The sequence below is a fragment of the Chryseobacterium sp. 22532 genome, from assembly GCF_052044665.1.
GTDB lineage: Bacteria > Bacteroidota > Bacteroidia > Flavobacteriales > Weeksellaceae > Chryseobacterium > Chryseobacterium lathyri.
Window position 1 is genome coordinate 287915 of the sequence record NZ_JBQENJ010000002.1, and the last position, 25930, is coordinate 313844.

Here is a 25930-nt window from a genome sequence, read left to right on the forward strand (position 1 = left end):
ATCCTCCCATAAAAGAACCCGCGGGGATTTTCTAATCTTTTAAATAAATGATCATGAAAACATTTGCAGCATATGACTTTTATATTCAGTTAGCAATCTTGATTGCCGGAATCATAATCGAAAGCATAGGAATATTTGGAGGAGCATTTTATTTTGTGGTAGGCATTCCACAGCTTGTCAGCTTTTTAATAAGGGTTCTTCAGCCGGGAAAAAAATCTCTTTTATATATCATTTATGGAATTCTTATTCTACCGGTCTGGATTTCATTGTTGCTCGTTTTCGGACTTAAGGTGCATCCAGATATTACTGAAATGCTTCTGATGATCTTAATTGGCGCACTATTTTACAGTCCGGTTATGGCCGTAATCTACATCTATGATAATTACAGAACTTATAAATCTTACCAATAAACAGCCATGAACACTTTAAAAAAACACACCCTGATCTACGACAATGAATGTCCCATGTGCAATATCTATTCTAAAGGTTTTACAAAATTTGGAATGCTTGATGAGAATGGAAGAGAAGCTTTTACAGAAATCTCAAAAGCGAATAAATCCATCATAGACTTTAACCGTGCAAAAAACGAGATTGCATTGATAGATCACAACAGAAATGAAGTTGTGTATGGGTTGGACAGCCTTCTTCTGATCATTGGAAACTCCTTTCCTCTGCTTGAAAGAATTGGCAGGATGAATCCTTTGTACTGGTTTTTCAAAAAACTGTATTCATTTGTTTCCTATAACCGGAAACAGATCATTCCATCAGCAAATCACACTGAACAGGCTTGTATTCCTGATTTTAATTTGAAATACAGAGTAATGTACATTGCCTTTGTGATTGTCTTTTCGGCGTATATTCTAAGTATATTTTCCGGAAAGCTGGGACTAAACCTGAATCATAGTTTTACAAGAGAATTGGGTATTTGCATCGGACAGATTATCTGGCAGACTATATTTCTGAGAATTTATTTAAAAGATAAAATCTGGGACTATCTCGGAAATATGATGACAGTTTCTCTGATCGGAACACTGTTTTTAATTCCGGTTTTATTAACCAATTTCGCATCTTCTTTTTATATTATCTACTTCGGAATTGTTGTATTGATAATGCTTCTGGAACATTTAAGACGATGCAAACTCTTAAAGTTGAATGATCTTCCTACCATCTCATGGATCCTATTCAAAATGACAGCCTGGGCATTTATTATTGGTTTACCCTTTTAAAATGAAAAAAATGAACCATCTTGAACTTATTAAAAAAGTAGAATGGAAAGACCTCAGAACTCTTTCCGTTAAAGAAATGCTCATTGAAAACAATATCAGTCTGCCTTGGCTTTTTATTTCGATATTTTTGGCTTATTATGAATATTACTGGCTGGCTCTTCCTTTTTCTGCATTCTATTTTCTGACGGCGCTCAGACAGGTGCATAATGGCTTTCACAATGCTTTGGGAACCGGGAAATTTCTAACATGGCTCTCCCTGTATCTGAACAGTATTTTGATGATGGCATCTATTCATGCGGTAAAATTTAACCATATCAGGCATCATAAATTCTGTCTTTCAGAAGAAGATTATGAAGGCAAATCGGCCTCTATGAAATGGTATGAAGCAGTCTTGTATGGTCCGAAACATATGTTCATGATCCACTGGATCACCTTTAAAAAAGCCAATAAAAAGTATAAAAAAAATATGATGACAGAACTTGTTTCAATAGGGATTTTTACTTTTATAGTGTTTTATTTTCAGATTAATTTTCTGATCTATCATGCGTTGATCATGCTTTTCGGAGAATTTTTAATGGCATTCTTTGCAGTATGGACTGTTCATCATGACACCCATGAAAACCCTGATATCGCAAGAACACAGCGTGGATCCTGGAAAAACAAAATTACTTTCAGTATGTTCTATCATATGGAGCACCATCTTTTTCCTGCTGTTCCAACGATCAAACTACCGGAACTGGCTGCAAGAATAGATAAGGAACTGCCGGAGCTGAACAAAAAACAGACTTTTTAAAAAAAATAATAGCTTAGACAGCAAATGGTAAACTAAAATATGTATCTCGGAACACGAATCCCGAAACTCTTTAAAACTAAAACAATGGCTACAATATATTTAGAAACTCCAATCAAAGCAGATATTCATAAAGTTTTTGATTTAGCCAGGGATATTGACCTGCATCAGAAATCAACCGAAAAAACCAATGAAAAGGCAATAGCAGGAAGAACGTCCGGCCTTATTGAAGAAAATGAAACCGTAACATGGAAAGCCACACATTTAGGAATTAATCAGACATTGACAACCTAAAATCATCAGTATGCAAAAAAACGTCCAGTTTACGGATGTCATGCTTAAAGGAGCTTTTACATTGATGATTTCTGTAAAGCCGTTGAATGGATCATTAGCCATGAAAGTATATCAGGAACCATCAATGTAACCGCTCCCAATCCTTTGTCTACAAAGATCTTATGACAAAGATGAGAAAAAATCTCAAAATTTCTTTTGGGTTGAATGCTCCGGTACGGCAGCTGGAAATGGCTTCCCTCTTTTTGAATATGGAAACTGAACTTTTATTGAAAAGAAGAAATGAACTGGATAAAGCGCTGCAGCATTTATTGAAAAATTAAGGTTTGCTGATTAGTGGCAGGATGTTTAATTTAGCAAAAACGAACGTCATATGCTCATTAAACAGAAAACAAAAACCTTTTTTCTTTCATCTTTTCTTATTTCTTCTGCTTTCTTTTCACAGGCTCATAATGTATCTGCAGGCTATCAGAAGCCGGATGATCCGCTTGTTGTTCAGAATCTGGAGCAGTGGCAGGATCTGAAATTCGGGCTGTTTATGCATTGGGGGATCTACAGCCAATGGGGAATTGTAGAAAGCTGGAGCTTATGCCCTGAAGACGAATCCTGGACCCAGAGAAGGCCTGAACATGGGAAATCTTACAATGAGTATGTCAAGAACTACGAAAATCTTCAGACTACCTTTAATCCCACAGGATTTAATCCTCAAAAATGGGCAGAGGCAGCAAAGAAAGCAGGAATGAAATACGTGGTTTTCACCACAAAGCATCATGACGGTTTTGCCATGTTTGACACCAAGGAATCAGACTATAAAATTACCTCACCAAAAACACCGTTCTCAAAAAATCCTAAAGCAGACGTTACCAAAGAGATTTTCAATGCATTCAGAAAAGACGGATTCAAAATTGGAGCTTATTTTTCAAAGCCCGACTGGCATTCGGAAAACTATTGGTGGCCCTATTTTCCGCCGAAAGATAGAAATGTAAATTACGATCCGAAAAAGTATCCTGAAAGATGGGGAAGCTTTAAAACATTCACTTTTAATCAGCTTAATGAAATTACATCCAACTACGGGAAAATTGATATTCTGTGGCTGGATGGTGGCTGGGTACGGCCTTTCAAAACCATTGATCCGTCTGTGGAATGGCAGAGAACCATCAAAGTAGAGCAGGATATTGATATGGATAAAATTGGAAGCATGGCAAGGAAAAACCAGCCGGGAATCATAGTTGTAGACCGTACCGTACCCGGAAAGTGGGAAAATTATGTGACCCCCGAGCAGGCTGTCCCGGAACATCCCCTTTCCATTCCCTGGGAAAGCTGCATTACGATGGGAGATTCTTTCTCGTATGTTCCCAACGACCATTATAAATCCTCCCAAAAAATCATTGAAACACTCATCAAAATTATCTCCCGGGGTGGAAATTACCTTATGAATATTGCTCCTGGCCCCAATGGAGATTATGATGCAATTGTTTATGAAAGATTAAATGAAATTTCCGGCTGGATGGAGAAAAATCAGTCAGCTGTATTTGCTACAAGAAGCACTGAGCCTTACCATAACGGGAACTTCTATTATACCCGGTCTAAAGACGGCAAAACCCTCAATGTTTTTCATATTGATGATCAGAAAGAGTACCAGGCTCCTGATGTACTCACTTTTTCACTTCCGGAAAACTTTAAACCGAAAGCATTGAAGATTCTTGGAATCAATACAAAACTGACGTGGAAACAGACGGGAACTACAGTAGAGCTGAAGTTGCCGGAAGACAGAAAAAAATTAAAGTATGCCACAGCTATTCAAATGATGAACTAATGAACCTCTATTTTGTTAAAATTACAGTCATTACGCTGCTCGTAAATTCCACATTTCTGTATGCCCAGAAAGAAGAACCTTTATACAAAGATCCGAAACAGCCCGTAGAAGTAAGAGTTCAGGATCTGTTAAAAAGAATGACTCCCGAAGAAAAATTCTGGCAGTGCTTTATGATCCCGGGAGATCTGGATAATGTTCCCAAAGACCAGTACAGGCACGGAATCTTTGGTCTGCAGGTCAGTGCCGGAAATCAGGGTGGCGGGGCAGCAGGCCAGCTATTGAAATATAATGCCGGTGAAGATGCGGAAAAGCTCGCGAGAAAAATCAATGCCATTCAAAAATATTTTGTTGAAGAATCCAGACTGGGAATTCCGATCATCCCGTTTGATGAAGCTTTACACGGATTAATGCGGGAGGGAGCAACGGCTTTTCCCCAGGCTATTGGGCTTGCTGCCACATTCAATCCCGAACTGATGAAGCAGGTTTCTTCTGCCATTGCAAAAGAATCAAAATTAAGAGGAATCCGCCAGGTTCTGACCCCGGTAGTGAATCTGGCCAGCGATGTGAGATGGGGACGGACAGAGGAAACTTATGGTGAAGACCCTTTTTTAACTTCTGTGATGGGTGTTGGTTTCGTAAGCTCATTTGAAAACCTGGGAATCATTACCACTCCAAAGCATTTTTTAGCCAATGTAGGAGAAGGCGGAAGAGATTCTTATCCTATTCACTGGAGCAGAAGATATCTTGAAGAAACCCATCTTATTCCCTTTCATACAGCATTTACCTCAGGAAAAAGCAGGTCGGTAATGACCTCCTATAACCTTCTCGACGGAAGACCTTCGACTGCCAACCATTGGCTGCTCACAGAAAAACTGAAAAAAGAATGGAATTTCAAAGGTTTTGTCATTAGCGATGCCAGTGCTGTAGGAGGCGCCAATGTACTTCATTTTACGGCAAAAGATTATGATGATGCCTCTGCACAGGCTATGAATGCAGGGCTTGACGTAATTTTCCAGACAGAATACAAACATTATCAGCTGTTTATTCCTCCGTTTTTGGATGGACGGATTTCACAGGAAAGGATAGATGATGCGGTAGCAAGGGTTTTAAAGGCAAAATTTGAACTCGGGCTTTTTGAGAATCCTTATATCTCTGACCGGGAAATTCATGAATTGAAAATGATTAATCATAAACCGTTAGCCGAAAAAGCAGCTCTTGAATCTATTGTTTTATTACAGAATAATAGGGGAACACTCCCGGTTTCTGCTAATGTGAAGAAAATAGCAGTGATCGGAACAGATGCCGTTGATGCGAGACTTGGCGGCTATTCCGGGCCGGGAAACCATAAAGTAAGTATGCTTGAGGGAATTAAAAACTTCACGAAAGACAAAAATATAGAGATCCTTTATTCAAAAGGTATTACATGGGATCTGAAGGATTTTGCAACGGTTCCTGCCGATCTTTTATCATCTAAAAATCAGAAAGGTTTAAAAGGAAATTATTTTCCAAATACGGGCTTACAGGGAAAGGAGGCTTTTCAAAGGCAGGATGAGCAGATTAATTTCAAATGGACCCTATACTCACCGGATCCTGAAAAACTACAGCCGGACAACTACAGCATCCGGTGGACAGGTCAATTGAAGGCTCCGGGTAATGGAAAATACCAGCTCGGACTGCGTGGAAACGATGGTTTCAGATTATATCTGGACGGAAAATTAATTGTTGATCAATGGGAAAAGCTGGGCTATTCAACAAAAACAGCTGCCATAGATTTTGTGAAAGACCAACAATACAATCTCATTATAGAATTCCGGGAAAGCAGGGGAGAAGCTCATGTTGAGCTGATCTGGAATTATGGTATTGATGATGCTCAGAAAGAATTTAATGAGGCTTTAAAAACTGCAGAAAAGGCAGATCATATCATTGTTGCTGCCGGAATTCATGAAGGAGAGTTTCAGGACCGTTCCTCGCTGAGCCTGCCCGGAAATCAGGAGAAATTTATTCATGAAGTTTCAAAACTGAACAAACCCATAACCGTAATTTTAGTTGGGGGCTCTGCTATCAAAACCACAGCGTGGAAAGATAAAGCAGGAGCCATTCTGGATGTTTGGTATCCGGGAGAAGAGGGCGGAAACGCAGTGGCGAAAATTCTTTTCGGAGCGGAAAATCCTTCAGGGAAATTGCCCATTACCTTTCCGGCCGAAGAAGGGCAGCTGCCATTGACCTACAATCATCATCCGACAGGAAGAGGAAATGATTATTATGATTTAAGCGGTGAGCCATTATATCCTTTTGGTTTTGGCCTTAGCTATACCACTTTTGAGCTTTCGGATCTGCAGCTTAATCAGTTGAAATATTCTGAAAATGATACTGTTACTGCCCGAATCAACGTCAGAAATACAGGAATAAAAGGCGGAAGTGAAGTCGTTCAGCTGTATGTGAAAGACCTGCTGGCATCAGTTTCAAGACCTGTTATTGAGTTAAAAGATTTTCAGAAAGTGTATGTGAATCCCGGGGAATCAAAGCAGGTAACCATTAAAATTCCAGTCAAAGAACTCCGGTTTTTAGATGAAAATATGAACTGGACAGTAGAAAAAGGAACCTACAGAATTATGGTCGGAAATTCCTCTAAAAACCTTCCCTTAAAACAGAATATTGAGGTAGAATAATTTCTTATTCAGGATTTATCCTTTTCTAAAGCCTGCTGACAGAAGGTGAATGCGAAGGATAAAAACTCTGGTACGATATATGTAATATGTATTGCAAAACCTGAATGAATTGAATGGATATTAATTAATCATTTTAAAATCATTCTTAAAAGTAAAATGTCATGAAAAAGTTTTTTATATCGACCGTATTGTTATTAGTTTTATCGATGAGTGTGAATGCCCAGAAACGACCACCGGCACCTCCACACCCATCCAAAAGTGAGCTAATCAGCAGTAAATCGCGTGAGCTGGACAAAAAATACAATACAGAAAAGAAACTGATTATGAATCATCCGCTTGCCACAAAAAAGATGAAAAGAGATCAGATGAAAGCTTTAAATGAAAGATACCGGACCGAGAAAAGATTACTTAAAAAACTGTAATCTTGGGTTATACATTAAAACAGATATAAAAAGCCGTTTCACATCTTGTGAAACGGCTTTCTTCATTTTATTCTATAATTATTCTCAATCTTTTTTTCATCTTCCATCTTAGCCTCATCCTCTATCCTAACCTTAGCCTCATCCTTAATATAATTTCCTAGCCAGCAACAGATTCAGCATGAAAGTCCCCGTCCAGTTACTGTTATTGGATCCGTTGGTTCCTATAAAGTCAATACGGGAAACAGAAACGGTAAGTCTTGTTTTTCCTGAAACATTCGCAAGACTTACGAAAGAAGCAGTAAAAACATCAGGAAAACTGGAATTGTTTCCTGCCGTTAAAATAGGATACATATTGGTGACATTGAAAGGGGTGCCCTGGTATTCATAGACGATCGTCATACGGCTCGCATTGGAGTAACCTGCGGTGTGTGCATAGGTGGTAGAAGCTTTGCTGATCACCCACCATGCATCTGTACCTGTACCCGTATCATAAGATGTTACTGTATGATTAGTCCAGTCAGCTACTCCCGGAGAGCCACCCCCGTGAGGCGGAATAGAAAGCTGTATCCCATAAATTTCTACGTTGCTCGGTTTGGGAAGTACCGTAAATGATAGATCCCATGTTCCTCCTGTCGTATTGCTGTTGTTGACCACTTCCGCATAAGCTCCGGTAGGAATCACAAAAGACGAAACCGGAGTATTGTCGATCCTTAGGGTATTGCCACTCGATGCCTGAAGCGTAATGCTGGAAGCAGAGATGTTTTTCATTTTATAAATTCTTCCCGTATAACTAGTAGTACCCGTTCCGATGACAGGAAGTGTAAAAGTAGCATTGGCAACTCCGTCATAAGTGATGTAATGATCTGTAGCGGTTATGTTATAGGTTGTCGCGGTGATTTGCTTGTAATCGGCTCCCAGAGACCCGGCAACAGCTAAAGTACTGTTAGGTGTTGTTGTTTTAATACCAACTTGTGCATTTAAAAACGCACTACACAGAAGAAAGATCGAAATAAAGTTCTTTATTTTCATATTGTTATATCTTCGGCAAAAATATGAAAATTATTGTAAAATATTCATTTACAATTGTTTATTTTTATTCTTTGACACTTAAATCATTTGATTGTAATTATATATATTGTGTTTAATTTTTGAAATGGTATTTAATATTTGATAAAAAAAAGATGCTCAGGGTTGTTAGACCGGGCGCTGACTGATAAAATGAACTTAGTGTTCAGTGAAATATGAAATGGCAGAACATAGAACATCCAATATTTTTCCTTAAATTCGCATAAAATTTTTAAAATAATGAACTACGATATCATTGTCATCGGAAGCGGTCCTGGCGGTTATGTTACAGCGATCAGAGCAGCACAATTGGGTTTCAAAACTGCAATTATCGAGAAAGAAAACTTAGGGGGAATCTGCCTGAACTGGGGATGTATTCCTACGAAAGCTTTACTGAAGTCTGCTCAGGTTTTTCATTATATCAACCATGCTGAAGACTATGGTCTGAATAAAGTGGAAGGAAGCTTTGAGTTTCCAAATGTAATCCAGAGAAGCCGTGGCGTTGCCAACAAAATGAGCAAAGGAATTGAATTCCTGATGAAGAAGAACAAGATCGACGTGATTCTTGGGACAGCTAAGGTTCAGAAAGGTAAAAAAGTTTCTGTTACAGATAAAGATGGTAAAGTGACTGAATATGCAGCAGAGAACATTATTATCGCAACAGGAGCACGTTCAAGAGAACTTCCTAACCTTCCTCAGGATGGTAAAAAAGTAATCGGATACAGACAGGCATTATCTCTTCCTGAGCAACCGAAATCTATGATCGTTGTAGGTTCTGGTGCTATCGGGGTAGAATTTGCCGATTTCTATAATACAATGGGGACTAAAGTAACTGTTGTAGAATTTATGCCAAACATTGTTCCTGTAGAAGATGAGGAAATTTCTAAGCACCTGGAAAAATCTCTTAAAAAGACAGGAATCGAGATCATGACTAATGCATCAGTTGAAAGTGTTGATACAAGTGGAGAAGGCGTAAAAGCAACTGTAAAAACAGCAAACGGAAACATTACCCTTGAAGCTGATATTTTACTTTCTGCCGTAGGTATCGCTGCCAATATCGAAAACATCGGATTGGAAGAAGTAGGAATCCAGACTGATAAAGGAAGAGTTTTAGTAAACGAATGGTATGAAACTTCCGTTCCGGGTTACTATGCAATCGGTGATATCATTCCTACACAGGCTTTGGCACACGTTGCTTCTGCTGAAGGAATCACTTGTGTTGAAAAAATCAAAGGGATGCACGTTGAAAAAATCGACTATGGCAATATCCCGGGATGTACATACTGTCACCCAGAAGTAGCCTCTGTAGGTCTTACGGAAAAGCAGGCTAAAGAAAAAGGATACGAGATCAAAGTAGGGAAGTTCCCTCTTTCTGCAAGTGGTAAAGCAACTGCTAACGGAAATACAGACGGATTCATCAAAGTTATTTTTGATGCCAAATATGGTGAGTGGTTAGGATGTCACATGATTGGAGAAGGAGTTACAGATATGGTTGCAGAAGCAGTAGTGGCCAGAAAACTGGAAACTACAGGTCATGAGATCATTAAATCGATCCACCCGCACCCAACGGTTTCCGAAGCGATTATGGAAGCAGCAGCAGCAGCTTACGGTGAAGTAATCCATATCTAAGATCAATTTAACTGATACCTGTATTCAGAATATGTTTTTAACTGGTCAAAAACAGTTTTGAAAGATAACAATCAGAAAGACTTTTCAGCGATTTTTGAAAAGTATATGAATAACTAAAATATTAATAACTATATTTAAAGCTCAGATTTGCTCTGGGCTTTTTTATGATAGCTGCAATTATGAAAAAGATAAATTTACTCCTTCTTTTCCTTTGTTTTAATTTTTTATTTTCTCAGAAAGAAACATACTTTCCGGCAAAATATGTCCTGAAAAATTCTAAAGACACTATAAAAACAAAAATTCTGAATATTGGATTGTATGATAATGAAGAGTTTTCTCCGGCAACTTATATCCGCCAGATCACAGTGTTAGATCCTTCAGGTAAAAAGCTGAAAGTGAATGAAAATGATATTGAATACCTGGAAATAAGAGACCTTAAAAAAGTAAAAAGAACATTCGTTAATTCAAAATCCGTTCTTTCTAAAGATTCCGGATTGCTTCAGGTAATGTATAGCGGGAATAAGACGCAATGGTACAGAAAGAGCTTTTACGACGGCCCGATCTATACCTATGAAACAAAGAATACAGATTATTTGATCATGCGGAAGAATAAAAATATTAATGAAATATATTTTAGGGCACCGGGAGCAAGGGCACAATTGAAGGAAATATTTGGAGCGTACCCCGATCTTTCACTATTGATAGATGGGATGGTTGAGGATACAGATTTAATACAGATCCTTGAACGATACGATAAAAAATAATCATATAGAAACTTTGTAAATAAATGAAACCATGGATAATGTCTGTGGTTTTTTGTAAATTCAGGCAAAATTTAAGCATGAAAAACAAATATATTCTTCTTCCTCTTCTGTTCGCCGGACTCCTGTCTGCACAGACGAAAAATGACTTTGTAAGCCCCAATGAGAATCTTATTGTCGAAAATATTCTGCCTATTCCAAAGAGCTTGAATCAGACTATTAAAAAGTATTCTGAGAGCAGAAATGCAGGTGTTGCAGACATTCATCCTAATGGAAAAGAGATCATTGCGGTGACCCGTTTTGCTTCGACCAATCAGCTTCATAAGATTTCTGTTCCCATGGGAGCGAGAAAGCAGATTACTTTCTTTGATGAACCCGTCAATACAGCCTCATATGAGCCCGTAAAGGGGGAGTATCTGATCTACACCAAAGATACCGGAGGAAATGAATTCGGGCAGCTTTTTAAGCTTGATCTGAAGACGATGGAATCTAAACTTCTCACCGATGGCGGACGATCCCAGAATGGAGGAGTAATCTGGAAAAAAGATGGGTCAGGATTTTATTTTTCATCCACAAAAAGAAACGGTGGCGACAGGGATATTTATTACATGAATCCTCTAAAACCGGAAAATGCACAATTGGTACTGGAAGTCAAAGGAGGCGGCTGGGGAATTTCCGATCTTTCCGAAGACGGTAAAAAGCTTCTGGTTGCAGAATATGTTTCAGCTAACGATTCCTATCTGTACCTGTATGATCTGGAAGCTAAAAAACTGGAACCCATCACAGATCGTAAAGAGAAAGGAGTCGTGCAAAGCGCTGGTGTTTTCAGCAAAAATCCTGATGAAATTTTCTACATTACAGACCGGAATAATGAATTCAGCAGACTGGCAGTTTTAAATTTAAAAACCAAAAAAACAGAATACCTGACCTCTTCCATTCCATGGAATGTAGAAGATTATGAGCTTTCTGAAGATAAATCCACGCTGGCATTTGTAACCAATGAAAGCGGAATCAATAAATTGTATACTCTGGATACGGCTACAAAAAAATATGTACCTGTTAGCCAAATCCCGATCGGTCTGATTGGTGGTGTGAAGTTTTCCAACGATGGGAAATCCCTTTACTTCTCCAGATCAGCAGCAGATTCCGGTGCAGATGTTTATAAAATGGACATGGCCACCCGGAATATAGAAAGGTGGACGGAAAGTGAGCAAGGTGAAATGCAGCCTTCCGATATGTCCGTCCCAAAACTGATAGAATGGAAGAGCTTTGACCAAATGAAGATCTCAGGGTTTTATTATCCGGCGTCCTCGAAGTTTACAGGAAAAAGACCGGTGATTATTAATATCCATGGTGGCCCGGAAGGGCAATCTATGGCATCTTCTATAGGCTCTTCGAACTATTTTACCAATGAAATGGGAGTTGCCATGATTTATCCTAATGTAAGAGGTTCATCCGGTTTTGGGAAAACATTCATTGCGGCCGATAACTGGGATCTGAGAATGAATTCCGTGAAAGATATCGGAGCCCTTCTTGATTGGATCGCCAGGCAGCCTGAACTGGATAAGGACAGGATCATGATCATGGGAGGAAGCTACGGAGGCTTTATGACTCTGGCCACTGCTTATGAATATGCCGATAAGATCAGATGCTCCGTAGATATTGTGGGAATCTCCGATTTTAATACCTTCCTTAAAAATACGGAAGAATACAGAAGAGACCTGAGAAGGGTAGAGTACGGTGATGAAAGGATTCCCAAAATGGCTGAATTCTTTACCAAAATTGCTCCTCTGAATAATATCGATAAGATTAAAAAACCAATGTTCATCATCCAGGGAACCAATGATCCCAGAGTTCCTGTGACGGAAGCTGTTCAGATGAGAGATAAGCTGAAAGCCCAGGGAAAAACAGTATGGTATCTGGAAGCTAAAAATGAAGGCCACGGATTCAGGAAAAAAGAAAATGTAGATTTTCAGCGTCTTGCCGTGATCAGATTCATGCAGGAATACCTGCTGAAATAGCAGCAGCATAAAAACTGTCCATATTCTGGATGTATCAAAATAAAACCGCAAAAGTCAGAAAATTTATAGGTTTAAAGTATTTGAAAATTCTGTGACTTTTGTGGTTTAAAATATTCTGTAACGACCATAAGAATGTTGTACAGGGAAGAGAATGCGTTTTATTTCATTTCTTCATTAAGTTTATAGCTGTCTTCTAAGAAATGATATTTGACAATTTTTCCGTTAATCACTTTAAAAATAACAACAAATTCGGTACTGAACACTTTGTCATATTTCAGTATTCTGGAGGATAACTGTCCTGCTACGGCTGCGTTTTCCCCTTCTACAGAAATAAAATCAATAGTAAAGCTTTCCGATTGTATGTTATTGTATAAGTCTTGAAAAAACAGCTCTATTTCCTCACGGGTTTCTCTTTTTCCTGTCCATGGGAATTTATCCTTGTTGCCGGGCAAATCCCAGTCTACAGAATCTGCAAAAAGATCCACTATATTTCCTTCTTTCCTTCCGAACTGCAGATCATAGAATTCCTCAACCACATCTCTGGTCGAGGGTACTGAATTTTGTTTACCGGAGTCGTTCCTGAAAATAGCAAGCCTTTCGGTATCTTCCGATGTAAAATCCGGATCTACATAGATATGAACTCTTTTAATCAGTTCACCGTCAAATTCAAAAACATTACAAAATTTACCAAAAGACGTATGATTGTCCGGCCATTCCTTACCAGACCTTGTGACTCCTTTTTCGTTGCCTTCAACCACAATGACAGTATCTGAAAAAGTATACCTGAAATTTTGAATATCATGAGTAAGCTTCTCCAAATGCTTTCCTATGACCGTTCCGAAATTTTTAATTCCCTGTTTCCCTTTTTCAAACCCAAATTTAGGATAATACATTTCTACATCTTCGGTATAAAGATCAAAGTATTCATCATCAAATATTCCTGAATCTATCTTTTTGAAATAGGTTTCAATTTTGTTTTTTCTGATCTCATTTAAAGTCTTTTTTTCCATTTTATTTTACTTGTTACTTGATTAATATCTTTATTATTGTATTTTAAACCGATCGTTCCGTTATTGGATAAAAAAATTTATTTCCTGATTTGTTCCATTAAAAAATCAACCATTTCCGTTACTTCTTTTTTATTTTGCGTTAAGATATAATGACTCCAAAAACTACTGAAAGAAGCAAGAATATAACGGGCAATAACAGATGAAGAACTTTCACTTCTGATATCTCCTTCCGCAAGGGCCTGTAATATGGACCGCTCTAAAATCGCCTGCAGCACCACACCATTCTTCAGGATGAACTGCTTAACCTTCTGGTCTGAAGGAGCCACTTCAAAAATAGTTTTTACAATAAGACACGCTCTGTTATCTGCCAGTGTCTGATCTACAACATCCCGGATGATATATTCCAGAGATTCAATTCCTCTATCTTTTGCCTGTGACGCTTTTGAGTATTGATTTTCTTTGAAGGCCGCATAATTCGCCAGACATTTTAAAAATAAATCATGCTTATTGCCATAGGTATCATAGATACTGCTCCTGTTCAGCTTCATGATGGCTACAATATCATGCATGGATGTCGTATGGTATCCCTTTTCCCAAAAGAGGTTGCGCACTAGTTCCAGTTTTTCTGTATAATCAAATTCCTTATTTCTTGGCATGAGACAAATATACAATTTAAACTGATCGTTCCAAATTAAATTATCTGCTTTTTTGAATCAGATAAGAAGAACAGCTTACCAGGTGTTTTGTTAAAATAATTCTAAAATCCGCATGTTTCTTAAAATTAATCTGATTATTTCAGGCTGTTTTCTTACATTTATTCTATGAATTTTGAGAGAACAGGGCTGGTTTTGTCAGGAGGCGGTACCAAAGGGATCGCCCATGCAGGAGTTTTAAAATTCTTGAATGAAAAGAACATAGATATTAATGTGCTGTCATGCTGTAGTGCAGGATCTATTGTGGGGTGTCTGTATGCAGTAGGAAAAACGCCGGATGAGATTCTGGAATTTTTCAATTCGGTTTATTTCTTCAACTGGAAGCATTTTACTTTCAACCAGCCGGGGTTGGTTTCTTCGGTGATTTTCAGTAATTATCTTAAACCCATTTTTCATGATATGAAATTAGGGGATTTGAAAAAAGAAGTGAAAATTGTAGCCACAGAACTGGTTTCCGGGACTCAAAAAATCTTTGACGAAAACTTCCAAGTAGTAGATGCTATTATTGCATCGTGCTCTATTCCGGGAGTTACAACACCCTATATCATCGGTGAGGAAATGTACTGTGACGGAGGCGTTCTGAATAACTTTCCTGCAGATATCATCAGAGATGAATGCGATAAACTGATCGGTGTTTTCGTGTCACCGCCGCATGATATTGATATTAAAGACCTGAAATCCATTAAAGCCATTGTTTCCCGTTCCTACGACCTTCTTTCATATAGAGTCGAAAAAGGAAAATTCGACTATTGTGACTGGTTTATTTCTTCCCAAAAACTTTCCTCCTATGGAACTTTTGAGCGCAAAAAAGACCGTCTGGAAGAAATTTTTAACATAGGGTATAAAGCTGCTGAAGAAAGCTATGAAGCAAGCGGTTTCCATACGGAGCTGAAACAGTCTGGCTCGTAATAAGCTTATCTATACAATAAATTAATATTATAAAAATCCCACGGATTACACAATTCCACAGCTTAACTGTCTTGAAATGATGTAATCTGCAGGTTGGTTATTTTTTGTTATATAATATTATTTTATTGCTTCACTACAAATCCGTCCTGGCGTACAACTTCCTGATCATTCTCATTATTCACGGTCAGTGTATAAGGTGCTTTGGAAGCTGAGTCGGTAAGGTAGTTTCTCCATATCTGATATGTATATCCTTTATTGGCAAAGCTGAAATAGTAATTTCCTCCGGAACCGTCAGGGATCAGCTCACCGTCACTGATGATCATGCTTGGCTTTGATGTGATCCTGGCGTTGGCAGCCCATGACTGGTAAAGATATTTTCCATTTGGCTGCTTGTCGATCCTGATTTTAAATTTTTTCGTTTTAATGATCACTGTTTTCGGAACCTGCTGAGAAGAAAGTATCTTGCTGGAAACAGTAATAAAATTGGAGGTTACCGGCTTATCAATTGCATAAGCCAAAGAAAACTGAGCCGTACAAAAGGCGCCTAATAAGATTCTTTTAATCATCGCATTATGGGTTATTGGTTAGATTAATAGACCCATCAAATATGAAGCCATTGGATATTTATCGTAAGATGGTTTCTTTGATCCATACATTCAGTTCCACTGCGCTTTTAAGCGTTTTCAGGAACCATATATTGGTCTTATGTCTTTCAGAATATTGCGGTGAATATACATTTAAACCTTTTTTAAAACTAAAAAAGCTAAGGTTAACGTTTTCTTTTAAAAAATCAAGCCGCCTGTTCAGCCACTTTCTTTCATCCATAGAACCGGACTCGTGATGCCTGATCAATATTTCAATAATAGAGGTGTCAATTCTTTCCGATTCCTTAAGCATTTTATCCAGCGCATTGGTCAGTATTTCATCATCGATAAAATTAATGTTGGGCAGATTTTCGTCATTGTTCTGAAAAAGATGTTCAAACTCAATATCCTGAAGGAGGTGGTGTGCTCCATGCATGATCTCTGATGCAGGGCTGTAGTCATTATTATCCTTTACAATAAAAACTGCCGGGATATCCATCTTCAGACGGGTGTACGCTTCAATTTTATGATGTCCGTCCAGAACAAAAGCACAGCTCATCATCGGATCGAGATGGTAAAGACTGTAAAATACAACGGGTTTCGGACGGCCTCCTTTTCTGATAAGATCTACATAATATTCGATTCTTTTGGGATCTATACTTTTACTTTCCAACGTATACAGATAATTAAAATCCTGGAAAGGGTAGAACCAGCCGGAAAATTTCTTCCGGTCAGGAATATTTTCGTCATCAGGCAAAGGCGTGGCCATATAGAAATTGGAATTGTCGAACGGAATTTTACCCAGGTTAACCTGGTAACTTCCACTTTCAAAAAGCTTTAGAAAATCCTCAACCTGAGCTATGATCTCTTCTTCGGTTCCTTCCGTAAGGGCATGGTTAAGACCGTCAGCCAAAGTTATTTTCTCTTCATCAGAGAGTTCCGAAACAGCATAATATTCACCCACACTTCCCCGGGAATCCGGCCAGTTAACAGCCACAGGACGCCTGATGATTAAGCAGCTGGCAAAACCATCGTACAGAACTTTGATAATGCCCTGTCCGTGAGTGATGTGTATTTCCATGAGTATTAAGAAACAGCCGTATAGCTTGCAAAAGCTTCTTCCAGACTGTCGAATCTGCCTTTAAATTCATCAATAGGGCAGTCTTGAAGAATGTTTCCTTTGTGAATCAGAATGACCCGTGAGCAAAGCGCTTCCACTTCCTGCATAATATGAGTAGACAGAAGTACTGTTTTCTGTTGCCCGATTTCTTTCACTACATTTCTTATCTCGATAATCTGGTTAGGATCCAGGCCGTTGGTTGGTTCATCCAGGATCAACAGGTCCGGCTGATGAATGATGGCCTGTGCAAGACCAACCCTCTGCTTGTATCCTTTAGACAGCTGGCCGATCTTTTTTGATTTTTCCGGAGTAATTCCCACAAGCTCAATCACCTCATCTACTCTGGCTGCAGATATTTTATGGATATTGGCAACGAACTGAAGGTATTCTCTGACATACATTTCCAGGTATAACGGATTGTTTTCGGGAAGAAAACCTATTTTCTTCTTGCTTTCGATCTCATTTTCGGAAATATTCATTCCATTAAAGATAATTTCGCCCTGATCAATTTTCAATGCTCCGACAATAGATTTCATGAGGGTGGATTTTCCGGCTCCGTTCGGACCCAGAAGGCCAATGATCTCATTTTTATCAATAGAAATATTGATATTATCTAGTGCGGTCTGTTCCCCAAATTTCTTGGTTAAATTGATTATCTGAAGCGGCATAATAAGTAATGTCTTTCTGCAAAAGTAAAAAATAAAAAACTCATTTCGTAATGTACGGTTGCGTAATATTAGAAATAATAGCGGTATATCTGGGATTTATCTTAAAAATAAAACTCATCCGGATGAATGAGTTCAGTATTATTGAAAAATAAATATGATTATTTTCTTGATTTCTTGTTTTTACTGCCGCTGTTTGAAGCTGGTGCCGCAGTGGATGCCTGATTTGAGTAAGACTTTGTACCATTGATCTGTTGCATGGTAGCAGGCTTCTCATACATGGCAGATTTTCCATTTGTTCTTCCGAATACTTTGTCTACCTGTTTTCTGGTTAAAAACTGGGATTTGCCAACATATTTACGGTTTTTATTGATGTATTGGATAAACTGTACGGTTGGTTGGCCATAATTTTTCTCGTAATGAAGCTCAATAATATCATTAGGAAGTTCCAGGATGATGTTTTCGTCCGGAGAGGATATAAAGCCGTCCATAAGCAGTTTATACAGACCAGATACATCGCTGTTCAGGTTCTGGAAAGAAAAAGACCTTATGGTATTCAGGTTACTTGTATTAAGATCCTGGTAGTTGATGGTAAATTTATCCTCTTTTTTATATAAACCTACGGAATTATCTTTGCCAATTTCCACCAAGCTTTCATTTTTCAGCACTTTGATCTGCGAGAAAACTGAAATACTGAACATACATGTAATGAGTAGAATTATTTTTCTCATGTGGAAGGGATTTTAATGTTTTATAAATTTGTGTCTTAAAATTACTAATAAAAAGTTTCTAAACAATTTTATTATTTCAAACAAAAGTAAGACTTTTTTTTAATATCCATGATGGGGAAGCTGTTGATATTATGCATGCCATTGCATGCGGGAAGGTTTGCAAATCATTTGTTGGCAGACGTTTATAAGTTATCTGCATCATTTCCAAAATATTAAATGAGCTGGATAAGCTTTTTAGTGCTGTAAACTATTAATTAACTGGGACTTTAAAATTATTCTGAGTTATTTAGTGTCCGTAGCTGACCACTCTTGAAATTTTCCACCCGTCAGGAGTCTTTTTCCAGACATGAACAAACTTAAATGTTCCACAGTTGGTCAGAGAGCCGTTTTGCCTTTCAATTTGTTCAAAGATAATTAATTAAGTTTCAAAAGCTGCGAAATATAAAGTTTATGAATGAAAAGACTATTACAAAAGCGTGTGCTTTCAGAAAATATAAGTGATCAGCATTATAATCTTGATAAAAGCTATATAATTTGTAATTTTATCCTTTCATTAGTATAATTTTCCAATATGAATATTCTACATCAGGATCAAAGCTTTATTATCCGTCAATTTTCAGTTGAAGAGCAAAACCTGTTTTGTGACCTTTTTGAAGATGCGGAGGTTACCAAATATCTTCCTTATCGTTCACCTGAACAGTATATAGAAATGTTCGAAATAGCTCTGAAGGATTACCTTGAAGGCCCGTTTGGCCGTTTTGGAATATTTGATTCTGAAAATAATGATTTTATCGGAATGTGCCTGGCCAGGACCTTTGCTGATGTACCCGATCAGATTGAAATAGGATATACGTTAAGTAAAAAATATTGGGGGAAAGGAATAGCAACAGAAGTGAGCCGTGCTCTCGTAAAATATTGCTTTTTAAAGACTGAGACCAATGAAGTTGTAGCCGTAACTGATCTTGATAATATCGGTTCACAAAAAGTATTGGAAAAAGCAGGATTTAATCGGACTGATAATCTGAAAAGAACATATGGTGAATTAGCTTATTATATAGTTAAACGTAATTAGATCTATATTTAGATTAGAGGAGATAATTGGTTTTCATCAATTAATAGAGCCTTTAGAAACCCTTATTATAAAAGCATTGAACTCATTTTTATAGCTTCTGCCTACAGGAAGATGATGAATGCCTAGCAGGACTTCATTGTTGTTAAAAGCAGTCATGAATTGAGCATTAATCATAAATGAACGGTGGATTCTGACAAAATTTCTTCCGGATAAAATGGCTTCCAGCTCTGTTATTGTATGCTTTGATATAATGTTTTCATTATTGGCCAACACCATTTTGATATCGTTTCCCTGGCTTTCAAAATAAACAATTTCCTGAATAAAGACTTTCCGGTTCATTCCTTCCGTTTTAATGATGATAAAGTCCTCCTGAAAATCACTTCTGTTTCTTAAAACCCGTTCTACAGATTTGAAAAAACGTTCAAAAGTAATAGGTTTCAAAAGATAATCCACAGCTTCCAGCTCGAAACCTTCGATGGCAAAATCGCGGTAGGCTGTTGTGAAAATAGTTGGTGGTTTTTGAGGAAGTGATCTAAGAAAATCAATTCCGGTTAAATGAGGCATCTGGATATCCAAAAACATAAGGTCTACAGATTTTGTCTGCAGAAGTTTGTAGGCATCCATTGCATTTTCAGCTTTTCCAGTCAGTTTTAAATGTCCGATCCCGGAAATATGTTTTTCAAGCAGGGCTGCTGCCAGAGGTTCATCATCCACAATGATACAGTTGATCATAAGATTGCTGGAGTTTTTATTTCGACTTTAAAAATATTGTTTTCTTTTGAAACTTTGAGTATGAAATCATCATGGTAATGGAGCCGGAGCTGTTTTTCTATATTTTTCAACCCGATTCCTTCAGGGTTGTTATACTCATCATCTCCACAAGTATTCTGAATCCTGAAAACTGAATAGGAGCGATCTGTGGAAACATCAATTTTTATCTCAGTTGAGCCTATCGTTTTTTCTGCGCCATGTTTAAAAGCATTTTCAACCAATGTAAGGTAGAGTAGCGGAGGAATCACAGCGGCTGAATATAAGGAAGCCGTTCTGCTGATTTTTAATCTTCCTTCACTGTATCTAAGGCTTTCCAAGGTGATATAATGATCAATCATATTGAGTTCTTCAGATATGGATACCTCATTTTTAGGGCCTTTATACAGAATGTAATCCAGAATATCTGAAAGACGGCTGATTGATTCAGAAGTTTTCTCTGAATTGCTGATTGAAAGGGAATAAATATTATTCAAAGTATTGAACAGAAAATGTGGGTTAAGCTGGGATTTCAAAGATTTTAATTCAAGTTCAGCTTTTTCCTTCTGCAGTTTCGCCGTGTTTTCTTTTTCATCTTTATACCGAATCACAAACATTACTGAAACAAAAATAAAAGCTCCACTGATAATTGTAAAAATATAGTGAGTCCAAAGATAACCGATATCCGTAAAAATACTGTAGAAGCTGTCTTTAGGAACACTGATGAAGAAAGGTTCTGCCAGATAAACAATGAATATCCTGTTGACCACAGAAATAACATACAGACTGAAAATAAGGGACAGCGAAAATGCGAAATAATTTTTCCGGTCAAAAAAATTCCGGATAAGAACAAAATAGATAAAATTGGCTCCTGCTATCTGAAATATCCAGTGACAGAAATTATAAATGATGATTTCCCAAGAGATTCCGTCATCATATTCTCCATACATTCTTGCAATTCCAAATACAAACAAAGCCGTCCAAAAGAGCAGTTGGAAACAGATATTCTGTTTGAGATTATTTTCCGGTCCGAATGTCATAGTCTTCAAAAATATAAAATCCTGAAGTGCAGCCTGTCATTTTTTGATAAAAAGAAGCAAATTAGTGACGGAAAGATTTATTTATCATTCGGACGGCTGATTTTACGGTTGGCATGCAGATTATAGCTGTCTGCCATGATTATACAAAAAGTCTGATCTGTTTTACAACATTTGCAGAAAAAAAATGCAGGCAAACTACAATTCTTCTGAAAGACTTTACGGACTGGATCATTTACGAGCTTTAGCCATTGTATTGGTTTTATTGTACCATTACCGAGCGTTTCAACATCCGGCCTGGCTGGATACCTTAGGGAGATTCGGGTGGACCGGGGTAGATCTTTTCTTTGTACTGAGTGGTTATTTGATATCACGACAGCTGTTTAAAGAAATTGAGAAAAGTGGAAGTATCAGTTTAAAAATATTTTTTACCAAACGCTTTTTCAGGATTATCCCGCCGTATTGTTTCACTTTGGCTTTGTACTTTTCATTTCCGTTTTTCAGGGAAAGAGAGGCATTATCCTCTTTTTGGAAGTTTATCACCTTTACTCAAAACTATGGACTCGATGTCATTAACCGCGGAACGTTTTCGCATGCATGGTCTTTATGTATTGAAGAACAGTTTTATCTTTTCCTTCCTTGCATGCTTTTAGTAGCAGTGAAGGCAAAAGTTTTGAGATATACAGTGTTTTTTACTGCCTTCCTCATCATCTTTTCGCTGACAGCCAGATTTATCATTTGGAAAGACTTTATTGTTCCGGTGCTGGATACCGAAGATTTCTGGAAAGTTTGGTATATGGAAATGTATTATCCTACACATACACGTCTGGACGGTTTGGCAGTAGGAGTTACAGTCAGTTATTTAATGCAATATTCATCTCAGTTTAAAAATGCAGTTCATAACAACGGGAATAAGCTTTTCATTCTTGGAGCGATTTTGTTGGGGATTTCATTTTGGATATGTAACGATCAGGTTTCTGAAGAAGCTTCCGTCTTTGGATTTACTTTTGTAGCAATAAGTTATGGAATTATTTTGATGTCGTCACTTTCTGGGTCTTCATTTCTCTTCAGGTCAAAATCATATAGTACTACACAGATTGCGGCGCTTTCTTATGCAATTTATCTTTCACATAAAGGAATTATCCATATGATTCAATATACTCTTGGGCAGTTTGGAATGAATGTGTCAGACAATTTCAGTCTTTTAGTCTGCCTGGCAGGATGTATCGCCGGAGGTTTGTTATATCGCTTTATGATTGAAAATCCTGCTTCAAGGCTTAAATACAGGATTTTAAACCGAACAGCAGAACGTGATTGATCTGACACAAATGCCCAGCTATCCGGGAATTCGTATCAGATCAATTAAAATTTAGTTCAATATGAAAGCTAACACTCTATACATCCCTGAAATGATATTTTCGGATAGTCAGTATACCCTTTGTCTCCACCGTGATAAAACGTTTCCTCATCCCAATCCGCCATCGGAAGATCATTTTTTATACGTTCTGCCAAATCAGGATTGGAAATATAGAGTTTGCCAAAAGCGACCAGGTCCACAAGCCCGGTTTGCAATATTTCTTCCGCTGTTTCTATGCTAAAGCCGCCGGCAATCATGATGATGTTTTTAAAACGTTGTCTCGCATTCTCTAAAAAGCTCAATGGAATTGAAGGTTTTCCATCAGCTACCGCATTAGAAAAGTGAACATACAAAATATCCAGTTTCTGTAGTTCATCAAGGATATATTCGTGGGTTGCCAGTTCCTCAGGATAAGTCTTAAGATCATAAATTTCGCGGAAAGGGGAAAGTCTTATACCTACTTTATGCTTACCAATTGCTGCAATAACTTCCTGCATGACTTCAAAAAGGAACCTCGTTCTGTTTTCAATACTTCCGCCGTATTCATCCGTTCGGGTATTGCTCAGAGGATTGATGAACTGGTCGATCAGAAAGCCATGAGCTGCATGAATTTCAACACCGTCAAATCCCGCTTCCATCGCGTTGATGGCTGCTTCTTTAAAAACTTTTACCCAAACCGGAATCTCTTCTGTACTGATAGCATCAGGAATGGTCATGCTTTGATAGCTGTTATCAGGAATACGGATAGTTTCATTCACAGGTATGGCAGACGGTGCTATCAATGGCTCATTATTTTGGATGGCCGGATGACCAACACGGCCTGACTGTACTAATTGGGCAAATATTTTTCCGCCTTTTGTATGTACTCCTTCAACTACTTTTTTCCAGGCATCTTTTTGGTTTTTAGTATATATTCCCGGAGTATTCATATACGCTCCACCATTGGAAGAAACTGCAATATTGTCTGATATTAATAATCCTGCACCGGCTCTCTGCTGGTAATAGGTAATCATGGATGGTGACGGGATGCCTTTAATGGCTCTTCTACGGTTCATGGGAGCCATTACAACTCTGCTGGAAAGGGAAATGTTTTCGCTGATAAACGGAGCGATTAATTTTTTCTGTGGCATATTTTTTTGACAAAATTAACATGAACCAAGAGGTAAAAACAGGGATATTGGGCGGTTTTTTTTGTACATTTCGGGTAATGAAAACTAAACATTTACATAAACCTTTAGATATATTTGTATCCGATATGGAACATTGGCATGAACGTCCGCTGATCTATCAGTTCTTTGAAATTGTACAGATTATGGAAGGGGAAGGCACCAGGATTATTAATGAAAACAAGTTTCCATATACTAAAGGCAGTATTTTTTTGTTTACCCCGCTGGACTGCAGAGGTTTTGAGAGTACTACCAATACCCGCTATTGCTCCATCCGGTTTTCCGAAGTCTTTCTCGAACAGTACAAAACCAAACACGAAAAAGAAAGAGTCATAGAATGGTTAAAGCAGCTGGAAGCTATTTTCACGCATCACAACCGCTTTGAGCAGGTATTGATTAAAGATGAGAAAGACTGCAACATGATCGCTTCATTAATTGAAAATATGATCACAGAATACAGCAACAAGCCTTCCTATTTTGATGAAAATCTTCAGCATCTGGTCATTCTTGTTTTAAATATTATTTCCCGTAACGTGAATCCCCAGCAGGTTATATCAGATACAACCATGGATGAACCGTTGATTAATAAAATACTCGTTTATCTGCATCAGAACATACACAGTCCTAAGAATTTAAGAATAAAACATCTTGCAGAACAGTTTAACCTGTCGGCAAATTATATCGGCGAATATTTTAAGAACCTCACCGGCGACAGCTTACACTGTTATCTTACTCAGTATAAAATGAATATTATAGAACAGCGGCTAATCTACAGTGAATATTCAATAGGACAGATTGCAGACGATTTAGGGTTTTCTGATGAAAGCCATTTAAGCAGACAGTTCAAAAAGCATAAAGGGATAACTGCTGCTGCCTTCCGGAAACAGTTTAAAAGCTAAAGAGAAAAAATTGCTGACAAATTTGAAAACCCGGTTATAAAAATTTCTTTTCCGTATCACAAAATTTCCTTTTCGTATCATCCAATGGTAGGCATAACATTACTTTTGAAAGAATAGAATCTATCATTACTGTTATTATGAAAAAATACCTGTTATTCCTAATATCTTTCCTGATCCCGGGCTTATCATTTGCACAACAATATAATCCACTTACCCTTCAGGAAGCAGAAAAAAGATTACTGCCCCAGTTTAGAGCTATGATTAATGCTCCGATTCAGGATATTACCCTGGAAGAAGTAAAAAAAGAGCGCAAAACCCAGGCAGAAATGGCCTGGCCGGAACTGAAAAACAAAGACAGCGTTGATGTAACCCAATCTAAAATTCCGGGATTGAATGCCAAAGATCCCGAAATCCCGGTAACGATTTATAAACCCAAAAACGCGAAAAATCTTCCCTTATTTCTTTGGTTCCATGGTGGTGCTTTTGTATATGGAACTCCTAAATGGGATCATCAGAGGTGTGCAGATTATGCTTTGAAAGGGCACGCTGTTGTTATCAATATAGATTACCGTTTCGCCCCGGAAAGTCCTTTTCCGGCGGCACTTCACGATGCCTATGCTTCCCTGTTATGGGCCAGTAAAAATGCAGTGCGTATTGGTGGAAATCCAAAACTGATTGCAGTTGGAGGTTCCAGTGCGGGAGCCGGGATATCCGGAAGTCTGGCACAATATACAAGAGATCTGAAAGGTCCGGAAATCAGTTTACAGGTTCTGGAAATTCCTCCCGGTGATTTCGGGATGGATTACCCGTCTGTTGTTGAATTTAAAAGAATTCCCGGTGTCAAAAGTGATGATTTCCCAGTTTTAAAAGACTTCTATATAGGAAAAAATGGTAATTCAAAAGAAAAATACGTATTGCCTGGCAATATTAAAGATGTCTCTAATCTTCCACCTGCTGTAATTTTTGTTGCCGGAGCAGATCCTTTACGGGATAGTGGAATAGCTTACGCTGCCCGTCTGATAAAAGCAGGTATTTTCACAGAATTACACGTTTTTGCAGGCTATGCCCACGGAATGCCACTTCCCGGAAGCATGGAGATCACCCTGAGAATGATGAAGCAGTTTCTTAAATAATCAGGACAGGGATGAGGCAGAAATCTGGATTTCAAACTGTCATAGAATAATATTCTATAGATCCGGATAAAGAAAAAATATTTTCCTTAATATTGAT

27 protein-coding genes are annotated in these 25930 nt (G+C 38.0%); 17 read left to right on the forward strand and 10 right to left on the reverse strand.

Annotated elements, in window-relative coordinates:
• Window positions 1-53: 53 nt before the first annotated feature.
• From ACTJIV_RS05480 to ACTJIV_RS05515, 8 genes are all read left to right on the forward strand, one after another.
• The gene (locus tag ACTJIV_RS05480; RefSeq protein ID WP_146896988.1) at window positions 54-410 is read left to right on the forward strand and encodes a hypothetical protein; all 357 of its coding nucleotides are present in this window, start codon (window positions 54-56) and stop codon (window positions 408-410) included.
• 6 nt (window positions 411-416) lie between these two features.
• On the forward strand, window positions 417-1226 hold the full coding sequence (locus ACTJIV_RS05485) for a DCC1-like thiol-disulfide oxidoreductase family protein (protein ID WP_440626144.1): 810 nt from the start codon (window positions 417-419) through the stop codon (window positions 1224-1226).
• 10 nt (window positions 1227-1236) lie between these two features.
• Window positions 1237-2019, forward strand: a complete 783-nt coding sequence (locus ACTJIV_RS05490) for a fatty acid desaturase (RefSeq protein WP_440626146.1) — start codon at window positions 1237-1239, stop codon at window positions 2017-2019.
• Between the two features lie 84 nt (window positions 2020-2103).
• Window positions 2104-2310 carry a hypothetical protein gene (locus tag ACTJIV_RS05495; protein ID WP_440626148.1) on the forward strand — a complete coding sequence of 69 codons (207 nt, stop codon included), beginning with the start codon at window positions 2104-2106 and terminating at the stop codon, window positions 2308-2310.
• Between the two features lie 170 nt (window positions 2311-2480).
• Window positions 2481-2630, forward strand: a complete 150-nt coding sequence (locus tag ACTJIV_RS05500; protein ID WP_223559042.1) for a hypothetical protein — start codon at window positions 2481-2483, stop codon at window positions 2628-2630.
• A gap of 50 nt (window positions 2631-2680) precedes the next feature.
• On the forward strand, window positions 2681-4123 hold the full coding sequence (locus ACTJIV_RS05505) for an alpha-L-fucosidase (RefSeq protein ID WP_440626150.1): 1443 nt from the start codon (window positions 2681-2683) through the stop codon (window positions 4121-4123).
• Window positions 4033-6792, forward strand: a complete 2760-nt coding sequence (locus ACTJIV_RS05510; protein WP_440626152.1) for a glycoside hydrolase family 3 N-terminal domain-containing protein — start codon at window positions 4033-4035, stop codon at window positions 6790-6792. Before ACTJIV_RS05505 ends, ACTJIV_RS05510 begins: the two co-directional genes overlap by 91 nt.
• Before the next feature lie 161 nt (window positions 6793-6953).
• On the forward strand, window positions 6954-7214 hold the full coding sequence (locus ACTJIV_RS05515) for a hypothetical protein (protein WP_111954559.1): 261 nt from the start codon (window positions 6954-6956) through the stop codon (window positions 7212-7214).
• 144 nt (window positions 7215-7358) lie between these two features.
• Here the strand turns inward: ACTJIV_RS05515 and ACTJIV_RS05520 are convergent, their stop codons facing one another.
• Window positions 7359-8243, reverse strand: a complete 885-nt coding sequence (locus tag ACTJIV_RS05520; protein WP_336378315.1) for a hypothetical protein — start codon at window positions 8241-8243, stop codon at window positions 7359-7361.
• A gap of 276 nt (window positions 8244-8519) precedes the next feature.
• Here ACTJIV_RS05520 and lpdA point away from each other — a divergent pair, with 276 nt between their 5' ends.
• The 4 genes from lpdA to ACTJIV_RS05540 all read left to right on the forward strand — a co-directional run bounded on the left by lpdA (window position 8520) and on the right by ACTJIV_RS05540 (window position 12690).
• Window positions 8520-9908: a dihydrolipoyl dehydrogenase gene (gene lpdA, locus ACTJIV_RS05525; RefSeq protein WP_111954561.1), complete on the forward strand. Its 1389-nt coding sequence runs from the start codon at window positions 8520-8522 to the stop codon at window positions 9906-9908.
• Window positions 9909-9926: 18 nt separating this feature from the next.
• The gene (locus ACTJIV_RS05530; protein WP_440626682.1) at window positions 9927-10025 is read left to right on the forward strand and encodes a YvbH-like oligomerization domain-containing protein; all 99 of its coding nucleotides are present in this window, start codon (window positions 9927-9929) and stop codon (window positions 10023-10025) included.
• Window positions 10026-10087: 62 nt separating this feature from the next.
• Window positions 10088-10672 (forward strand): hypothetical protein, encoded by a 585-nt coding sequence (locus ACTJIV_RS05535; protein ID WP_440626155.1) that lies wholly within the window; start codon window positions 10088-10090, stop codon window positions 10670-10672.
• Between the two features lie 77 nt (window positions 10673-10749).
• A complete protein-coding gene (locus ACTJIV_RS05540) occupies window positions 10750-12690 on the forward strand; it encodes a prolyl oligopeptidase family serine peptidase (protein WP_440626157.1) in 1941 nt (646 codons plus the stop codon).
• Between the two features lie 158 nt (window positions 12691-12848).
• Here the strand turns inward: ACTJIV_RS05540 and ACTJIV_RS05545 are convergent, their stop codons facing one another.
• Window positions 12849-13700, reverse strand: coding sequence for a nuclear transport factor 2 family protein (locus ACTJIV_RS05545; RefSeq protein WP_440626159.1), 852 nt, complete (start codon window positions 13698-13700; stop codon window positions 12849-12851).
• Window positions 13701-13777: 77 nt separating this feature from the next.
• Window positions 13778-14356, reverse strand: a complete 579-nt coding sequence (locus ACTJIV_RS05550; RefSeq protein WP_440626160.1) for a TetR/AcrR family transcriptional regulator — start codon at window positions 14354-14356, stop codon at window positions 13778-13780.
• Between the two features lie 165 nt (window positions 14357-14521).
• Here ACTJIV_RS05550 and ACTJIV_RS05555 point away from each other — a divergent pair, with 165 nt between their 5' ends.
• Entirely contained in the window at window positions 14522-15322 is an 801-nt protein-coding gene (locus ACTJIV_RS05555; protein ID WP_440626162.1) for a patatin-like phospholipase family protein, read from the forward strand.
• Window positions 15323-15444: 122 nt separating this feature from the next.
• Here ACTJIV_RS05555 and ACTJIV_RS05560 read toward each other — a convergent pair whose 3' ends face one another.
• The 4 genes from ACTJIV_RS05560 to ACTJIV_RS05575 all read right to left on the reverse strand — a co-directional run bounded on the left by ACTJIV_RS05560 (window position 15445) and on the right by ACTJIV_RS05575 (window position 18422).
• The gene (locus ACTJIV_RS05560) at window positions 15445-15888 is read right to left on the reverse strand and encodes a hypothetical protein (protein ID WP_440626164.1); all 444 of its coding nucleotides are present in this window, start codon (window positions 15886-15888) and stop codon (window positions 15445-15447) included.
• Between the two features lie 58 nt (window positions 15889-15946).
• Complete coding sequence (locus tag ACTJIV_RS05565; protein ID WP_440626166.1) at window positions 15947-16987, reverse strand: hypothetical protein; 1041 nt, start codon at window positions 16985-16987, stop codon at window positions 15947-15949.
• Window positions 16988-16992: 5 nt separating this feature from the next.
• A complete protein-coding gene (locus ACTJIV_RS05570) occupies window positions 16993-17694 on the reverse strand; it encodes an ABC transporter ATP-binding protein (protein ID WP_111954579.1) in 702 nt (233 codons plus the stop codon).
• A gap of 158 nt (window positions 17695-17852) precedes the next feature.
• Window positions 17853-18422, reverse strand: a complete 570-nt coding sequence (locus tag ACTJIV_RS05575) for a hypothetical protein (protein ID WP_111954581.1) — start codon at window positions 18420-18422, stop codon at window positions 17853-17855.
• Between the two features lie 571 nt (window positions 18423-18993).
• Here ACTJIV_RS05575 and ACTJIV_RS05580 point away from each other — a divergent pair.
• On the forward strand, window positions 18994-19494 hold the full coding sequence (locus ACTJIV_RS05580) for a GNAT family N-acetyltransferase (protein WP_223559053.1): 501 nt from the start codon (window positions 18994-18996) through the stop codon (window positions 19492-19494).
• A 36-nt stretch (window positions 19495-19530) separates the two neighbouring features.
• On the opposite strand, the gene ACTJIV_RS05585 is transcribed toward ACTJIV_RS05580, so the two are convergent.
• Together ACTJIV_RS05585 and ACTJIV_RS05590 are read right to left on the reverse strand one after the other, a co-directional pair.
• Window positions 19531-20226 carry a LytR/AlgR family response regulator transcription factor gene (locus ACTJIV_RS05585; protein WP_440626169.1) on the reverse strand — a complete coding sequence of 232 codons (696 nt, stop codon included), beginning with the start codon at window positions 20224-20226 and terminating at the stop codon, window positions 19531-19533.
• Window positions 20223-21281, reverse strand: a complete 1059-nt coding sequence (locus tag ACTJIV_RS05590) for a sensor histidine kinase (RefSeq protein WP_440626171.1) — start codon at window positions 21279-21281, stop codon at window positions 20223-20225. The genes ACTJIV_RS05585 and ACTJIV_RS05590 overlap by 4 nt, the downstream gene beginning before the upstream one ends.
• A 184-nt stretch (window positions 21282-21465) precedes the next feature.
• On the opposite strand from ACTJIV_RS05590, the gene ACTJIV_RS05595 reads away from it, so the two are divergent.
• Window positions 21466-22596 carry an acyltransferase family protein gene (locus tag ACTJIV_RS05595; RefSeq protein WP_440626173.1) on the forward strand — a complete coding sequence of 377 codons (1131 nt, stop codon included), beginning with the start codon at window positions 21466-21468 and terminating at the stop codon, window positions 22594-22596.
• Between the two features lie 68 nt (window positions 22597-22664).
• Here ACTJIV_RS05595 and ACTJIV_RS05600 read toward each other — a convergent pair whose 3' ends face one another.
• A complete protein-coding gene (locus ACTJIV_RS05600; protein ID WP_440626175.1) occupies window positions 22665-23765 on the reverse strand; it encodes an alkene reductase in 1101 nt (366 codons plus the stop codon).
• A 77-nt stretch (window positions 23766-23842) separates the two neighbouring features.
• On the opposite strand from ACTJIV_RS05600, the gene ACTJIV_RS05605 reads away from it, so the two are divergent.
• Together ACTJIV_RS05605 and ACTJIV_RS05610 are read left to right on the forward strand one after the other, a co-directional pair.
• The gene (locus ACTJIV_RS05605; RefSeq protein ID WP_336378326.1) at window positions 23843-24700 is read left to right on the forward strand and encodes an AraC family transcriptional regulator; all 858 of its coding nucleotides are present in this window, start codon (window positions 23843-23845) and stop codon (window positions 24698-24700) included.
• Window positions 24701-24837: 137 nt separating this feature from the next.
• Entirely contained in the window at window positions 24838-25833 is a 996-nt protein-coding gene (locus ACTJIV_RS05610) for an alpha/beta hydrolase (RefSeq protein ID WP_440626177.1), read from the forward strand.
• Window positions 25834-25930: the final 97 nt, after the last annotated feature.

What these genes read in the sequence shown, in the direction of transcription:
- ACTJIV_RS05485 (WP_440626144.1), top strand. Translation starts at nt 417, where the DNA reads ATGAACACTTTAAAAAAACACACCCTGATCTACGACAATGAATGTCCC.
- ACTJIV_RS05555 (WP_440626162.1), top strand. Translation starts at nt 14,522, where the DNA reads ATGAATTTTGAGAGAACAGGGCTGGTTTTGTCAGGAGGCGGTACCAAA.
- ACTJIV_RS05590 (WP_440626171.1), bottom strand. Translation starts at nt 21,281, where the DNA reads ATGACATTCGGACCGGAAAATAATCTCAAACAGAATATCTGTTTCCAA.
- ACTJIV_RS05560 (WP_440626164.1), bottom strand. Translation starts at nt 15,888, where the DNA reads ATGATTAAAAGAATCTTATTAGGCGCCTTTTGTACGGCTCAGTTTTCT.
- ACTJIV_RS05550 (WP_440626160.1), bottom strand. Translation starts at nt 14,356, where the DNA reads ATGCCAAGAAATAAGGAATTTGATTATACAGAAAAACTGGAACTAGTG.
- ACTJIV_RS05580 (WP_223559053.1), top strand. Translation starts at nt 18,994, where the DNA reads ATGAATATTCTACATCAGGATCAAAGCTTTATTATCCGTCAATTTTCA.
- ACTJIV_RS05575 (WP_111954581.1), bottom strand. Translation starts at nt 18,422, where the DNA reads ATGAGAAAAATAATTCTACTCATTACATGTATGTTCAGTATTTCAGTT.
- ACTJIV_RS05520 (WP_336378315.1), bottom strand. Translation starts at nt 8,243, where the DNA reads ATGAAAATAAAGAACTTTATTTCGATCTTTCTTCTGTGTAGTGCGTTT.
- ACTJIV_RS05545 (WP_440626159.1), bottom strand. Translation starts at nt 13,700, where the DNA reads ATGGAAAAAAAGACTTTAAATGAGATCAGAAAAAACAAAATTGAAACC.
- ACTJIV_RS05585 (WP_440626169.1), bottom strand. Translation starts at nt 20,226, where the DNA reads ATGATCAACTGTATCATTGTGGATGATGAACCTCTGGCAGCAGCCCTG.
- ACTJIV_RS05515 (WP_111954559.1), top strand. Translation starts at nt 6,954, where the DNA reads ATGAAAAAGTTTTTTATATCGACCGTATTGTTATTAGTTTTATCGATG.
- ACTJIV_RS05565 (WP_440626166.1), bottom strand. Translation starts at nt 16,987, where the DNA reads ATGGAAATACACATCACTCACGGACAGGGCATTATCAAAGTTCTGTAC.
- ACTJIV_RS05505 (WP_440626150.1), top strand. Translation starts at nt 2,681, where the DNA reads ATGCTCATTAAACAGAAAACAAAAACCTTTTTTCTTTCATCTTTTCTT.
- ACTJIV_RS05570 (WP_111954579.1), bottom strand. Translation starts at nt 17,694, where the DNA reads ATGCCGCTTCAGATAATCAATTTAACCAAGAAATTTGGGGAACAGACC.
- ACTJIV_RS05490 (WP_440626146.1), top strand. Translation starts at nt 1,237, where the DNA reads ATGAACCATCTTGAACTTATTAAAAAAGTAGAATGGAAAGACCTCAGA.
- ACTJIV_RS05540 (WP_440626157.1), top strand. Translation starts at nt 10,750, where the DNA reads ATGAAAAACAAATATATTCTTCTTCCTCTTCTGTTCGCCGGACTCCTG.
- ACTJIV_RS05535 (WP_440626155.1), top strand. Translation starts at nt 10,088, where the DNA reads ATGAAAAAGATAAATTTACTCCTTCTTTTCCTTTGTTTTAATTTTTTA.
- ACTJIV_RS05480 (WP_146896988.1), top strand. Translation starts at nt 54, where the DNA reads ATGAAAACATTTGCAGCATATGACTTTTATATTCAGTTAGCAATCTTG.
- lpdA (WP_111954561.1), top strand. Translation starts at nt 8,520, where the DNA reads ATGAACTACGATATCATTGTCATCGGAAGCGGTCCTGGCGGTTATGTT.
- ACTJIV_RS05600 (WP_440626175.1), bottom strand. Translation starts at nt 23,765, where the DNA reads ATGCCACAGAAAAAATTAATCGCTCCGTTTATCAGCGAAAACATTTCC.
- ACTJIV_RS05500 (WP_223559042.1), top strand. Translation starts at nt 2,481, where the DNA reads ATGAGAAAAAATCTCAAAATTTCTTTTGGGTTGAATGCTCCGGTACGG.
- ACTJIV_RS05610 (WP_440626177.1), top strand. Translation starts at nt 24,838, where the DNA reads ATGAAAAAATACCTGTTATTCCTAATATCTTTCCTGATCCCGGGCTTA.
- ACTJIV_RS05595 (WP_440626173.1), top strand. Translation starts at nt 21,466, where the DNA reads ATGCAGGCAAACTACAATTCTTCTGAAAGACTTTACGGACTGGATCAT.
- ACTJIV_RS05605 (WP_336378326.1), top strand. Translation starts at nt 23,843, where the DNA reads ATGAAAACTAAACATTTACATAAACCTTTAGATATATTTGTATCCGAT.
- ACTJIV_RS05495 (WP_440626148.1), top strand. Translation starts at nt 2,104, where the DNA reads ATGGCTACAATATATTTAGAAACTCCAATCAAAGCAGATATTCATAAA.